Annotated in this window: 15 protein-coding genes; 8 read left to right on the top strand and 7 right to left on the bottom strand. The window is 65.2% G+C overall.

The features are described from left to right. The first annotated feature begins 49 nt into the window (after positions 1-49). Positions 50-541, top strand: a complete 492-nt coding sequence (locus ACFULT_RS11530) for an inorganic diphosphatase (protein WP_037112482.1) — start codon at positions 50-52, stop codon at positions 539-541. A gap of 80 nt (positions 542-621) precedes the next feature. Continuing rightward, positions 622-1,071 carry a PAS domain-containing protein gene (locus ACFULT_RS11525; protein ID WP_019663047.1) on the top strand — a complete coding sequence of 150 codons (450 nt, stop codon included), beginning with the start codon at positions 622-624 and terminating at the stop codon, positions 1,069-1,071. Between the two features lie 54 nt (positions 1,072-1,125). Here ACFULT_RS11525 and ACFULT_RS11520 read toward each other — a convergent pair whose 3' ends face one another. The 3 genes from ACFULT_RS11520 to ACFULT_RS11510 are packed head-to-tail and all read right to left on the bottom strand — an operon-like array spanning position 1,126 to position 3,562. After that, positions 1,126-2,202: a diguanylate cyclase domain-containing protein gene (locus ACFULT_RS11520; RefSeq protein WP_378481509.1), complete on the bottom strand. Its 1,077-nt coding sequence runs from the start codon at positions 2,200-2,202 to the stop codon at positions 1,126-1,128. Between the two features lie 57 nt (positions 2,203-2,259). After that, positions 2,260-2,733 carry a MarR family winged helix-turn-helix transcriptional regulator gene (locus ACFULT_RS11515; protein ID WP_230594322.1) on the bottom strand — a complete coding sequence of 158 codons (474 nt, stop codon included), beginning with the start codon at positions 2,731-2,733 and terminating at the stop codon, positions 2,260-2,262. A gap of 1 nt (position 2,734) precedes the next feature. Beyond that, the gene (locus ACFULT_RS11510; RefSeq protein ID WP_019663044.1) at positions 2,735-3,562 is read right to left on the bottom strand and encodes a crotonase/enoyl-CoA hydratase family protein; all 828 of its coding nucleotides are present in this window, start codon (positions 3,560-3,562) and stop codon (positions 2,735-2,737) included. Positions 3,563-3,850: 288 nt separating this feature from the next. On the opposite strand from ACFULT_RS11510, the gene ACFULT_RS11505 reads away from it, so the two are divergent. Both ACFULT_RS11505 and ACFULT_RS11500 read left to right on the top strand, forming a co-directional pair. Then, complete coding sequence (locus ACFULT_RS11505; RefSeq protein ID WP_378481508.1) at positions 3,851-5,584, top strand: DUF222 domain-containing protein; 1,734 nt, start codon at positions 3,851-3,853, stop codon at positions 5,582-5,584. Between the two features lie 131 nt (positions 5,585-5,715). Then, the gene (locus tag ACFULT_RS11500; protein ID WP_019663043.1) at positions 5,716-6,222 is read left to right on the top strand and encodes a 2-oxo-4-hydroxy-4-carboxy-5-ureidoimidazoline decarboxylase; all 507 of its coding nucleotides are present in this window, start codon (positions 5,716-5,718) and stop codon (positions 6,220-6,222) included. A 30-nt stretch (positions 6,223-6,252) separates the two neighbouring features. Here ACFULT_RS11500 and fepB read toward each other — a convergent pair whose 3' ends face one another. Beyond that, positions 6,253-7,263: a Fe2+-enterobactin ABC transporter substrate-binding protein gene (fepB, locus tag ACFULT_RS11495; protein ID WP_378481507.1), complete on the bottom strand. Its 1,011-nt coding sequence runs from the start codon at positions 7,261-7,263 to the stop codon at positions 6,253-6,255. Positions 7,264-7,313: 50 nt separating this feature from the next. Here fepB and fes point away from each other — a divergent pair, with 50 nt between their 5' ends. Beyond that, positions 7,314-8,531: an enterochelin esterase gene (fes, locus tag ACFULT_RS11490; protein WP_378481506.1), complete on the top strand. Its 1,218-nt coding sequence runs from the start codon at positions 7,314-7,316 to the stop codon at positions 8,529-8,531. A gap of 13 nt (positions 8,532-8,544) precedes the next feature. On the opposite strand, the gene ACFULT_RS11485 is transcribed toward fes, so the two are convergent. Further along, positions 8,545-8,766, bottom strand: coding sequence for a DUF6480 family protein (locus ACFULT_RS11485; protein ID WP_037108663.1), 222 nt, complete (start codon positions 8,764-8,766; stop codon positions 8,545-8,547). A 69-nt stretch (positions 8,767-8,835) separates the two neighbouring features. Continuing rightward, on the bottom strand, positions 8,836-9,417 hold the full coding sequence (locus ACFULT_RS11480) for a TetR/AcrR family transcriptional regulator (protein ID WP_037108660.1): 582 nt from the start codon (positions 9,415-9,417) through the stop codon (positions 8,836-8,838). Positions 9,418-9,529: 112 nt separating this feature from the next. On the opposite strand from ACFULT_RS11480, the gene ACFULT_RS11475 reads away from it, so the two are divergent. The 3 genes from ACFULT_RS11475 (at position 9,530) to ACFULT_RS11465 (ending at position 12,029) form a co-directional block, all read left to right on the top strand. Next, a complete protein-coding gene (locus ACFULT_RS11475) occupies positions 9,530-10,522 on the top strand; it encodes a membrane protein (protein ID WP_037108657.1) in 993 nt (330 codons plus the stop codon). 5 nt (positions 10,523-10,527) lie between these two features. Continuing rightward, positions 10,528-11,490 (top strand): allantoicase, encoded by a 963-nt coding sequence (gene alc, locus ACFULT_RS11470; protein WP_037108654.1) that lies wholly within the window; start codon positions 10,528-10,530, stop codon positions 11,488-11,490. Between the two features lie 65 nt (positions 11,491-11,555). After that, entirely contained in the window at positions 11,556-12,029 is a 474-nt protein-coding gene (locus ACFULT_RS11465) for a YbaK/EbsC family protein (RefSeq protein WP_037108652.1), read from the top strand. Positions 12,030-12,059: 30 nt separating this feature from the next. Here the strand turns inward: ACFULT_RS11465 and ACFULT_RS11460 are convergent, their stop codons facing one another. Continuing rightward, positions 12,060-12,569: a hypothetical protein gene (locus ACFULT_RS11460; RefSeq protein ID WP_241483715.1), complete on the bottom strand. Its 510-nt coding sequence runs from the start codon at positions 12,567-12,569 to the stop codon at positions 12,060-12,062. Between the last annotated feature and the right edge of the window lie 35 nt (positions 12,570-12,604).

The raw sequence follows: 12,604 nt of genomic DNA, 5'->3' as shown, positions 1-12,604 counted from the left end.
TGCGTCACTTCGGGCGCACCCAACGTAGAAGAAGAGCGAGGGCGTGCACGTGTCGTTCGACGTCACCATCGAGATCCCCAAGGGTCAGCGCAACAAGTACGAGGTCGACCACAAGTCGGGTCGCGTTCGGCTTGACCGCTACCTCTACACGGCGATGGCATACCCGGCCGATTACGGCTTCATCGAAGGCACCCTCGGCGAGGACGGCGATCCGTTGGACGCGTTCGTTCTGCTCCCGGAATCGGTGTTTCCCGGCGTCATCGTCGAAGCACGCCCGGTTGCGATGTTCAAGATGGTCGACGAGGCAGGCGGCGACGACAAGGTGCTGTGTGTTCCCGCGGGCGACAAGCGCTGGGATCACATCCAGGACCTCTCCGACGTGTCGACGTTCGAGCTGGAGGCCATCAAGCATTTCTTCGTTCACTACAAGGACCTCGAGCCGAACAAGCACGTCACCGCGGCCGACTGGGTGGGGCGCGCCGAGGCCGAGGCGGAAATCGCCGCATCGTTCAAACGTTTGGCGGACAATCCGGAGCACTGACACACGATGCTCGGGCATCGTGGGGTGAAGAGAGAACTTCGAGCAACGTAAACCAGGGAAAGCATCAGGTGGGGAGAAACATGACCGACAGCAACACGACCGGCGAGCGTCGTAATTCGGAATCGCGAGCCATTTCCGATCCGGCACAGTTTCCCGATCTTCCCGTCACGGTCGTTCTCGACCGGATTCCGGTGCCGATTCTGGCCGTCGACCCCAGTGGCGCGATCGTGTTCGCCAACGAAGCGTTCGACGAACTCTTCGGCACGGACCGGTCCGAGCCCGCGGATTTCCACCTGCACGACATCTTCCCCGACCAGGCGCCCGAGGGTGTCAACGTCGCGGACATGTTCCTGACGACCGTCGCCACCCGCGCCGATTCACTGTGGCGCATGACCGACAAGACCGGTGACGTTGTTCAGGTCCGGGCCAGCAAGTCGATCCTCCGGCGTGCGGAGGACAACCTGGTACTCGTCGCGCTCGAAGATTTCACCGATCAGCTCTGGAACGACCCGAAGAGCGCACTGCGCTGACGGTTCAGCCCACGCTCCGCAGGTCTCGACAGGGGCCCGCGGGACGTGGGCTGTTCACTTGTCGAACACACGCACCTGGTTGCCGCCCGATCGTTTCGCCTCGTACATGGCGGCGTCGGCCTTCAACAGGGCTGAATGAATCATCGCCGAGGCATCCTGCGGCTGCAGGCTCTTCCACCGATCGACGGACACGACGGCGGCTCCGACGCTTCCCGTGACCGACACTTCGTCGGCAGGCTCGTGCAGAGATTCGAGGATTCGGCCCGCGACTTCGGGCGCCTGGGACCTCGTCAGTCGCACCGCAGCCGTGAACTCTTCACCACCGGTGCGGGCCACGCAGGACTCGTCGGGCACGACGGCTTCGAGACGGTGCGCCGTCGACCTCAGCACCCGGTCTCCCGCAGCGTGGCCGCGACTGTCGTTGACGGACTTGAACCGATCGAGATCGACGACGAACACTGCGACGTCGTCTCCGTCGCCGGACTCGGTGAGCAGTCGTTCGATCCGAACTTCGAATCCGCGTCGGTTCAGCAACCCGGTGAGCGAATCGGTGACCGCGAGTTCCAACTGAGCTTTGATGACAGCTCGGAACACGATCACGGAATTGACCACGACCAGGGCGACGAGCGCCTGGGCAACGACGGACGCTGCGTCGTGCACCCCCTCGATGTAGGTGCCGATGGCCAGGACCACGATCACCGCGCTGACGAAGAGAGAATGCAGCCGTAGAACCTTGGTGGACGAGAAATACGCGATGTAGATGCCGATCACGGCGAACAGCACGGTCGCGTACAGCGCGAGCCCGCGCTCGGCGAACGTGAACAGAACGGTGGCCACGCCCAGGTCGGCGTAGAGAACGAACCATCCCGGCATGCGCACGACTTCGCGGCCGTGCACCCACCACCACGCCCCGACCGGGAGAGTCGAGAGCAGCACGGCACCACACAGAATGCGTCGAAGATCCGATGACGGGCCCTCGTCCGAGAGCATCACCACGGCGCCGATGACGGCGAACACAGGAACGAGAACCGCGATACCCAGACCGACCCTGCGCTCGAGTCGATCCGCCGGGGCGGTGCTTGCGCGTAGCCGGAAGGTACGCGGGATCCACCGTCGTGTGCCGTCCAGCACCGCGTCCTCCCTAGTGGTCAGCTGCCCGAATTCACTGTCCCCGGGCGATCGACTCGTTCAGTCGCGGCCGGAGGGTGCGTCGGGCCGGACTCGCTCGTAGTCGGTCAGGAACCGGTCCAGCAGGTCGACGAGCGCAACCCGATCTTCCTGAGTCCAATCGGCCAGTACCAGCCCGAGGCTGTCGGTGCGCTTGCGGTGCATCCGGTCGGCGACGCTGCGGCCGGTCTCGGTGACCGCGAGGACGTACGCGCGGCCGTCCTTCTCGTCACGCACGCGCTGTACGTGGCCGTGCTCCACCAACTGTGCAACCTGCCGGCTCACGGTCGACGGGTCCGAATTCACCAGAGTCGCAAGCTCACTCGATCGCATCGGCCCGTCGCGCAGCAGCCGGAAGAGGCAGACGAATGCTGCGCCTTCCACGCCACCGGACTCGACGGACATCTGGGCCAATTTCCGCTCGCGAATGCGCTGCAATCGCACGAGCTGGGTGCCCAGTTCCTCGGCGGTGTCGATGTCGGCGGTACCACTCACGTCAGCTGCCACTGAAGTTCGCCGGTCGTTTCTCGAACACGGAGGTGATCGCCTCGGTAAGGTCGTTCGACGCCAGGAACGCTGCGTTCCAGGCCGCGACGTAGCGGAGACTGTCGTCGACGGCGGCGGACCGCGAATGGTCGAGGACCGTCTTGATTCCGTGTACGACGAGCGGAGGGTTGGCGGCGATCTCCGCCGCGGTCGCCCGAGCGCCTGCGAGCAACGCGTCCTGATCCTCGAAGACGTCGTTCACGAGCCCGATCTTCTCCGCACGAGCGGCGTCGATGTCCTTGCCGGTGAGCGCGAGCTCACGCAGGTGTCCGTCGCCGATGATCGCGGGTAGACGTGCAAGCGAACCCATATCCGCGACGATCGCGACCTTGACCTCTCGAACACTGAACTTGGCATCGGCACTGGCGTAGCGAATATCGGCGGCGCTGATCAGGTCGAGGCCACCGCCGATGCACCAGCCGTGCACCGCCGCGACGACGGGCTTGCGGCAGTCGGCGACAGCGTTCGAGGCCAGCTGCATGCGCTTGATGGTGTCGTGGAAGGTGGTGCGCGGACCCGCGAGCGCCTTGTCCGCCATGAGCGGCGCGAACTCCCCGCCCATGGCAGCCAGATCGAGGCCGTACGTGAAGTTCTTGCCGGATCCGGTGAGCAGAACTGCGCGCACCTCGTCGTCGGCGTCCAACTCGGCGAACAACCGCGGGCACTCGCTCCAGAAATCAGGCCCCATCGCGTTGCCCTTACCCGGCCCGAGCAGCGTCACCGACGCGATATGGTCGGAAATCTCGACCGAGAATGCGTTCCAGTTCCGTTCCGTCATGGACCCGAGAGTAACAAGCCTCGGGCAGCCCACCTCGGCTGTCGGCACAGGTCGCATCAACAGCAGTTCTTCGGTGTCGATCACGCGTTCTCGAAGGCCTTCTCATCGATAGTCGAGCCGGCTGCATCGCAGCGTCTCGACAGCATGCTCGACGCATTTTTGTCGGTGTCGTGTGCTAGCAGATCGAACTTCGAAAACGGTTGCCCCACAACCCGAAAGACCTTGCAGCCGAACAGAACGGGCGGTATATTCGAACATACGTTCCCATTAACCGGGGGGGTTCACCACATGCCACACACCACGCCCAGCAGATACGCCCGCTACCTGGGCCCACACACACCACCCACCATCGACCCAACACTCCTGACCGAACTCACCGACGCAGCCAGAGAAGAAAACAAAGCCTGCGCACGCAAAGTCGCCCACGCCGCACGCATCTGGGAAACCTGCATCGAACAAACCATCCACATCGGCGAACGCATCACCGACGCCGGCAACTACGCAGCCTCCGAAACCGCAGCCGCACTCGGCTGCTCCAAAACAGTCGCAGACACCTACTCCGACATCGGAATGGACCTGCGCCTACGCCTCCCCCACATCAAAGCAGCCTTCGACGCCGGAGACCTCGACCTACCCCGAGTACGCGCCATCCACCGCCTCACCGCCCCCTACAGCACCCCCGCCGTCGAACACGCACAAACCGACATCCTCACCGCCGCCCTACACCTGTCCCCCGGACCACTCGCCACCGAAATCAACACCATCATGCACCGCTGCGCACCCGAGGAAGCAGTACAACTACGCACAGACCTCACCCGCCTGACCGGCGTGAAATACCGCGACAAAGACATGATCGCCACCATCGAAGCCAACCTCGACGCCGCAGACGCCGCCGCCAGCTGGCAACGCATCAACGAAGTAGCCGACACCCTCTGCCCCCGCGACCCCCGCACCCGAGGACAACGCCGCGCCGCCGCCTACACCGCCCTCATGCACAGCGAAACCCACATCGCCTGCACCTGCGAACCCGACGACAACCACCCCTGCACCGCCAACCCCGAACCCCCCGACCGCCGCCGACCCCTCACCACCGTCACCATCGACATCGACATCGACACCCTCCTGCACCTCGCCGACCTCCCCGCCTACCTCGCCGACCACGGCACCATCGACGCCGACTACGCCCGACAACTAGCCCACAACAGCGACCTGCAAATCCTCATCACCGAAGCACTCGACCTCGCCCACGAACTAGGCCACATCACCAACCCCAACCCCGACAACAACAACGCCGCCGCACACGACACAGATCCCGAGCCCACACGCACACCACACCCCACCGCACACCCGACCTTCCATCCACTCGGACGCGGCCGACGACGCCGCGGACTCGACCTCCCCACACCCCCAGCCCCACACCCGACCGACACCGACACCGACACCCCGGCCGGACAGTACGAAGGCCGATACACACTCATCGCCGCACTCGAATCCGCCATCGAAACCAACCCCGCACTGGCAGTCCCGCTCTACCCCGACGGCCACGGCGGACTCACCACCCCACCACCCGGCGCACTGACCTACCGACCCGGCACCGCGCTCGCAGACCTCGTCCGACACCGCGACCGCACCTGCCGCCACCCCGGATGCGACGTCCCCGCAGCCGGCTGCGAGATCGACCACGTCATCGCCTTCGACCACCACAACCCCACCCGCGGCGGCTGGACCATCCTCACCAACCTCCACTGCCTCTGCAGATACCACCACTCCCTCAAAACCATCGGCGCCTGGACACCCACCATGCTCGCCGGAGCCGCCGAACACTGGCAATCGAACTCCGGCACCACCGCAGTCACCCTCCCCGGAAACACCTACGGAACAACCGACCTCACCGCACAATCACTCATCCCCCACATACCCCGCAAACGCAGACCCACCACCACCAACACCACCACCACCAACGCCACCAACCCAACCCACACCCCACCGACGAACGACACCGACGACCCCGCACCGTTCTGAACGGCACAGAGGCTCGGGTGGGGAGAGCTGAATGTGCCCCAGCGTGTCCCACCGTGTTACGCCGCGTTACGCCTGGGCTAAGACCCTGCTCAGGCCTGGAGTTCGTATCCTCGGCGGCTCATGATTTCTCCATGATGATGCACCAGGGACTCGGGCTCGAGACGTTCAACGATCTGCCGCGTCGCAAAGCGGTGCACGCGCTCTACGAGTGCAGCTGTTCGCACACGTGGGCATCGCGAGTCGCCGACGCGCGGCCGTACGGGTCGTACTCCGAGTTGTTCGCGCGGGCGGATGCAGAACTTGCGGAGCTGTCCGACGCAGACGTGGACTACCTGGCGTCGACGCTTCGGCCCGTCGGGCGAACATGCGCCGGAATGGATCCGGCGACGCAGAGTGTGTTCATCGACGCATGCCGCATGTACATCGAGCGGTTCGGTTACGGGTACATCGTGTGCTCGACGATGCTCGGTGACGATTCCTTCCGCCTCGACCCGCGCGCCGTGCTCGTCGACCTGGGGCATCGCCTGGACAATTCCGACGAGACCGAACGCAAGGTCATGCGGGACGAGCTGGCGAAGATCAACCGCACGCGCATCGAGCGCGTACTCGGCCCCGAGGACGGCTGGCCGCCGTACTGACGTTCGGACAATCAGCACGGCAGCCACTCGTCAGGACAGTTCTTCCTGCAGGCGCTCGACGAAGTTGGTCGCGCTGTAGTAGTCGAGCCGGAACGTGTCCAGTCCGACGGCGTAGACATGCTGTTGCTGCACTGCAGGAGTCTGGGCGAGCAGGGGGTCGGCACGGTACTCGGCCACGTCGGTGTCGTCGGCCGTCACGAGAACAACCGTCTGCCCGGCCAAGGCGAGCGAGTAGTTCTCGGGCGAGATCTGGACGATGTCCTTGCGCGCACCCATCGACGTGTCACCCAATGCGGCCGAGGGGATTTCGGCGAGAGTGAATCCCAGCTCGGCCAAAAGACTTCCCTGCGCGGATTCTTCCGTCCACACGTTGGACCCCTCGGCGCCGTTGTAGACCAACGCCGTGGTCGGCTGCGGCGGCAACGTCATCTCCGCCTTCGTAGACGCTACGAGATCCTCGAACGTCGCGATCTTCTCCTGCGCCTGCGCCTCGTGACCGGTCGCTTCGCCGAGCAGTTCGGTGACGTCCTGCCACGAGTTGTTGCCGTAATCCACGACGATGGTCGGCGCGACTGCACTCAACTGGTCGTAGAGGTCGATCGCGGAGTCCGCACCGGTCTTGGAGACGACGATCAAGTCCGGGTTCTGACCGATCACCTGCTCGACGTCGATGTCGGTCGCGGGAAGCGGTTCCACGGCGCGTTCGGCCGCGATGTCACCCCACTGCGTGAAGAATCCCTGGCCGTCGGCGACGTCGGTGTTCGGCGATGTCGCCCCGCTCGCGACGACGGGAGCATCGATCGCCAGCAGACTGCCGGTAAGGGTGACCGCCGTGGACAGAATTCTCTCCGGCTGCGCCGGAATCTCCACCGGCCCCTGTTCGGTGTCGACCGTTCGGGGCCAGGATCCGTCGGAGGACGCTGCTGCGGTTGTATCGGAGTTCTCGGCCGTGTCGTCGGCGGACGAACTGCAACCGACGAGGGCGACCGTCGACGCGATCAGTACCGCCGCGGCGCGGGTGAGGGTACGGCTGGTGGGCACGAGGAGTGGACCTTTCGATATGAGGTTAGGCTTTCCTGATGCTAGTTGATGTGGAAACGACAGTGCGCTCCCAGCTCGCGGAGGCCGGATCCGAGCCGGAGTTCTGGAAACGCGTCTCCCGAGCGGGAACTCCGCAGATCGAACCCGTGGCCGACGGTCGCGTGCAGGTCAGCTTTCTGTACAGGCACTCCAGTGGAGTGGACCCGGCGCGCGTGTATTTCGACGCGAGCTCGTTGACCGACCATCACAGTGCGCAGTTGACGACGATGCGTCGGCTGGCAGACACAGGCATCTGGTTCTGGTCCACCGAGGTCGCATCGACGTGGCGCGGCAGTTATCGATTCGTACCCGCATCGGCGAAGTTGGTTGCGCAGGTGGATCCGCCCGGGATAGCCGACACCGTAGCGGGGGTCCGGTCGAGGTTCCTCGGGCTTCTCGACCATGCGGTGGCCGACGAGTTCAATCCACGACCTGCCTCGATATCGGGCACGGACCGGGCGTCATTGGCCGAGATGCCGGACGCGCCCGTCCAACGCTGGTGGCACGAGGCGGACGAGAATACTGAGGCGCCCCGGGAACTGTTGTGGGACAGCACCATTCTCGGCAACAGTCGTCTCGTCTGGGTGCACGAGACTCCGGGCGACGTCGATGCACGACGCCCCCTGGTGATCGTTCTCGACGGCGAGCGCTGGATGGAGGACAACCCGTTGGCACCGGTTCTGGACCTGGCGACCGAGGCGGGCGAGTTCCCCGCGGCCGTCGTGGTGTTCGTTCACACGATCGACAACGATTCTCGAGGTGAGGAACTCCCCTGCAACGCCGATTTCTGGCGAGCGATCATCGATGAACTGCTGCCGAAGGTGGCCGACATCACACCGTTCACCGACGATCCGACGCGCACTGTTGTCGCCGGGCAGAGCTACGGCGGCCTGGCAGGGATGTTCGCCGCCCTGACCCGGCCGGACCGGTTCGCGCTGGTGGCGAGCCAGTCCGGCTCGTTCTGGTGGCCACAGATGCCGCACGGCGACACGCAGGGCCCGCTGGGTGGGCGTATTGCGGAAATGCTTGCCGATCAGGTGGTTCCGTCGTTCCGCGCAGACATGACCGTGGGGATCCACGAAGGGCACATGCCGGCGAACAACGAGCGTATCGCGGACATGCTGCGATCTCGGGGCATCGACGTCCGATACTCCGAGTTCGACGGCGGGCACGAATGGCTGTGCTGGAGAGGCGATTTGGTCGAGTCGTTGATCCGACTCCTGAGCTAGTGCGCTACTGGGGCTAGAAGAAGTCCAGCGTTCGGCCGACGAAAGCAAGCACGACGATCACGACGATCAGTCCGATCACGCCCAACACCGCGACGGGCATGGCCAGGCTGCGCTGCGGAGGCTCGTGCTGCGGTCCGCTCACTCCCGTCTCGGCGGGAGGGGTATCGCCCGGCGTGACGCCGCCGCCGGCCTCGAGGCCTGCAGTGTCGTCGGGTTCAGGATTCTGAGCAGTCATGAGTTGTAGTTACCCGTCCCTGTCGGCTCCAATCAGGAGTGGAGCCTGCAGAATTTCAGGACGCCGGGTTCAACGTTCGAGAGCGGCACGTGCGATTGCGCCGGTGAAGAGGGCGGAGATGGCGTCGCCGATGGCATCGTGGTCGATCTCTTCCGGGTCGACGGAGTGTTCGACGGCGAGGCCGGAGATCAAGGCGAGCAGTGAGGTTGCGACGCGGCGCGCGTCGATTCCGGTGCCGACGCCCCAGTCGTCGGCTCGTTCGGCGATCAGTCGTTCGAGTTCGTCGCGGAGACGGCGGCGTTCGCGGCGATATCCGTCGGCGAGACTGGGGTCTCGGCCGGCTTGGATGCCGTATTCGGTGACGAGCAGTGGCCAGCGCGGTTCGTCGACGACCCAGGAGGCGATGGCGTCGCCGCTTCTGCCTGCGGCGTCGCCTGGGCCGAGTCCGGAGACGGTGTCGATGACGCGGGTGGCCAGATCCATGGATTTCTTGGACAGCAACTCTGCGAAGAGTGCCTGTTTGGATTCGAAGTTGGAGTAGACGGCGCCCTTGGTGAATCCCGCTCTGCGGGCGATGTCCTGCAGTTTGGCTGCGGCGTAGCCGTTCTCCGTGAATTCGTCGGCGGCAGCGTCGAGCAGACGTTCGCGCACGTTTTCGCGGCCGGGCCGTTGTGTCGGCGCCCACTGTGCTTGACCTCGTCCATTCACGATACCTAGAGTATTCAATACCTGAGGTATTCACAATTGCGTCGAAGGGACTCGCATGCGCAAGGTCGTCTGGATCGCGTTCGGGGTACTGCTGCTCCAACTCGGCTTCATCGCCAGCTACGTTGCCGCGTTCCATCAGCCCACCCCGCGGGACATCCCCATCGCCGTGGTGGCCGAGCAGGGTCTGCCCGCAGGAATCGACACCGACACCGCGGACAAGCTCAACGCCATCGACGGCTCACCGCTCGACGCGCGTGCGGTCGCCAGCACCGAAGATGCCAGGTCGTTGATCCGCGACCGCGAGGTGCTGGGCGCCTACGTGGTCAGCGCCTCGGGCACCGACACGGTCATCACGGCAAGCGCCGCGGGCAGTTCCATCTCCGCTGCCCTCGAGTCGATCTTCACCGAGGTCGAGGCCTCGCAGGGCCGTCAGTTCGTCGTCCGCGACGACATTCCCGTCGGGATCCACGACAACCGCGGACTGTCCGGGTTCTACCTGTCCGTCGGCTGGGTCGTCGGCGGATACCTGCTGGCCGCCGCGATCGGCCTGCTCGTCGGCGCCCCGAAGTCCCGCCGCGACGCCGCTGCCCAACTCGGAATCTTCGCCGCGTATTCCGTGCTGTCCGGTGCGCTGGGAGCACTGATCGTCACCCACCTGCTCGGCACGTTCGCCGGTCACTGGTTCCCGCTGTGGCTCCTCGGCACCGGGGTGGTGTTCGCGACGTCGATGTTCACGCTCGGGCTGCGCGCGGCCATCGGAGTGGCGGCGGTGCCGATCGCCATCATCGTGTTCGTGATCCTCGGAAACCCGAGTGCCGGAGGCGCGTTCGGACCGTACGTACTCCCCGAGTTCTACGCTGCCGTCGGACGGTGGATCACGCCGGGAATCGGAACCGAGGGTGTGCGCAGCATCGTGTACTTCTCCGGGACGGGCCTCGGCCAGCCTGCGCTGGCCCTCGCGGTGTACTCGGTGGTGGGAATCGCCCTGCTGTTCGCCTTCACGAAGGCCGCACGAACCGAGCAACCGGACGCACTCCCAGTATCCTGACCACCATGACAACCACCTTCCCCCTCCCTTTGCCAGATCTCGCGGTGCGCACTCTCGGCGGCGCGGTCGTGTGGGCGAACGACGAAACGTTCGCGGAGAAGGAGAATCTGGTCAAGCCGGGGAAGGCCGATTACCAGACCGCCACCTTCGGTCACAAAGGGCAGATCTACGACGGTTGGGAGACGCGGCGGCGTCGGGAATCGGGTTACGACGAGGCCATCGTGCGGCTCGGAGCGCCCGGTGTCGTCGACGCAGTCGTCGTCGACACCGCCTGGTTCACCGGCAACTATCCGCCGGAGATTTCCGTCGAAGCGGCGTCCGTCGAAGGCTTCCCGTCGGCGAAGGAGCTGTACGAGGACACCAAGTGGGAGACCATCGTCCCGAAAAGCGCCGTCGAGGGCGACTCGGAGAACCGCTTCAAGGTGGCCTCGGACGAGCGCTGGACCCACGTCAAGCTCAGCATCTACCCGGATGGCGGTGTCGCACGGTTGCGGGTGCTGGGTCGAGGAAAGCCGGATCCGCGTTTCATCGCCGCAGGCCCGTTCGATCTCGCGGCGCTCGAGAACGGCGGGTACGTCTCGGCGTGCTCCAACATGTTCTACAGCTCACCCAACAATCTGTTGTTCCCCGGACCGCCTCGCTCGATGGGCGAAGGATGGGAGACATCACGCCGCCGTAACGACGCCAACGACTGGGTCCAGGTCACCCTCGCCGGAACGGGCACCATCCACCTGGCCGAGCTCGACACGTCGTGCTTCCTCGGAAACGCTCCCGGTGCAGCGTCGTTGAAGGGCAAACTCGGAAACGGTGAATGGATCGAACTGCTGCCGCGCACTCGTCTGCAGCCGGACACCAGGCACCGCTTCCTGCTCGATCACACCGAGCCGGTGTCCGAGGTGCGCATGGACATCTTCCCCGACGGCGGCATGGCGCGGCTCAGGCTGTTCGGCGAACTGCGCACCGAGTAAAGGCGCACCGAGTAAAGGCGCAACGAGTAACTGCGAACGGGGCCGAGTGGCAATACCATTGGAAGATGCCCCGGCTACTTCACCCGAACGCAGCCCACGTCGCGGACATTCTGATTTCGCGCGGACACCACGGCGTCGTCGTCACCTCGCCCGAACCGACACCGACGGCCGAGGCCGCCGCTGAATCGTTGGGTGTCGCCGTCGGCGCGATCGTGAAGTCGCTGGTCTTCCTGCTCGACGACGACCCGGTTCTTCTGCTCGTGTCGGGTGCACACCAGGTGAACCTGGAGGCGACGGGCGCCCGCCTCGACGGAACCCTGACGCGTGCCCCACTCGACGTCGTCAAACACGCGACCGGGCAGCCGATCGGCGGCATCGCGCCCGTCGGCCACCCCACCAACCTGCCCACCTACGTGGACGAGTCACTGGCCGAACACAAAGAGCTGTGGGCGGCGGCAGGGCATCCGAACACTGTCTTCCGGACCACCAGTGCAGAACTACTGCGCATCACCGCAGGCCTCGCGGTCGCCGTCACCTGAACACGTGACCGGGCCGCGAGGTGCCCTGAGTCAGGACGCGAGGACTCGGCTGCGACGAGCGACGCCCGCACCTTCGAGAACTGCATCCGCTGCGAAGACCACGCCGCGGTCCTCCAGCCACGGCACGACACCGTCGGCGACGCGGTCCAGATTCCGGGACGTGGGCCCGACGGGTACCAGCGTCACACCGTCGGCGACGTCGGCTGCCTTGACGTCGGCGATCAGGCCGGCCAGGCCGGACGGTGTTCCGACGTAGCGAATGGATCCGGGGACCGTGGGCGCGTCGAGGGCCGCGAACTCGCGGCGAGCCGTCCTTGCGTCGTCGGCGATGTGGATTTCGATGTCGAGGAACACGGCGACGCTGTCCGCGTCCTTGCCCACCTCGACGGCCTCGGCGCGGGCACGAGCACGTGCCTGCTGCCCTTCACGAAGGTCGGCGGCGTGGATCCGCACGACTGTCTCGGTGGGGGCTGCGTCGGTGATTTCGGTCCACTGCGACGGGTGGACGAGTGCTACGCGTACGGCTGAACTGTTCGACATGAAGGTGAAGTCCTTCTGATGCAAGCAGGGATATG

The sequence above is a fragment of the Rhodococcus sp. NPDC057297 genome, assembly GCF_042667435.1.
Classification (GTDB): Bacteria; Actinomycetota; Actinomycetes; order Mycobacteriales; family Mycobacteriaceae; genus Rhodococcoides.
Note: the sequence above shows the minus strand (reverse complement) of the source record. Positions and strands in the feature narration are given on the sequence as shown.

Coding starts and splice junctions, on each gene's coding strand:
- alc (WP_037108654.1), top strand. CDS start 10,528: ATGACAACCACCTTCCCCCTCCCTTTGCCAGATCTCGCGGTGCGCACT.
- ACFULT_RS11465 (WP_037108652.1), top strand. CDS start 11,556: ATGCCCCGGCTACTTCACCCGAACGCAGCCCACGTCGCGGACATTCTG.
- ACFULT_RS11500 (WP_019663043.1), top strand. CDS start 5,716: ATGATGATGCACCAGGGACTCGGGCTCGAGACGTTCAACGATCTGCCG.
- ACFULT_RS11525 (WP_019663047.1), top strand. CDS start 622: ATGACCGACAGCAACACGACCGGCGAGCGTCGTAATTCGGAATCGCGA.
- ACFULT_RS11510 (WP_019663044.1), bottom strand. CDS start 3,562: ATGACGGAACGGAACTGGAACGCATTCTCGGTCGAGATTTCCGACCAT.
- ACFULT_RS11475 (WP_037108657.1), top strand. CDS start 9,530: ATGCGCAAGGTCGTCTGGATCGCGTTCGGGGTACTGCTGCTCCAACTC.
- ACFULT_RS11485 (WP_037108663.1), bottom strand. CDS start 8,766: ATGACTGCTCAGAATCCTGAACCCGACGACACTGCAGGCCTCGAGGCC.
- ACFULT_RS11460 (WP_241483715.1), bottom strand. CDS start 12,569: ATGTCGAACAGTTCAGCCGTACGCGTAGCACTCGTCCACCCGTCGCAG.
- ACFULT_RS11505 (WP_378481508.1), top strand. CDS start 3,851: ATGCCACACACCACGCCCAGCAGATACGCCCGCTACCTGGGCCCACAC.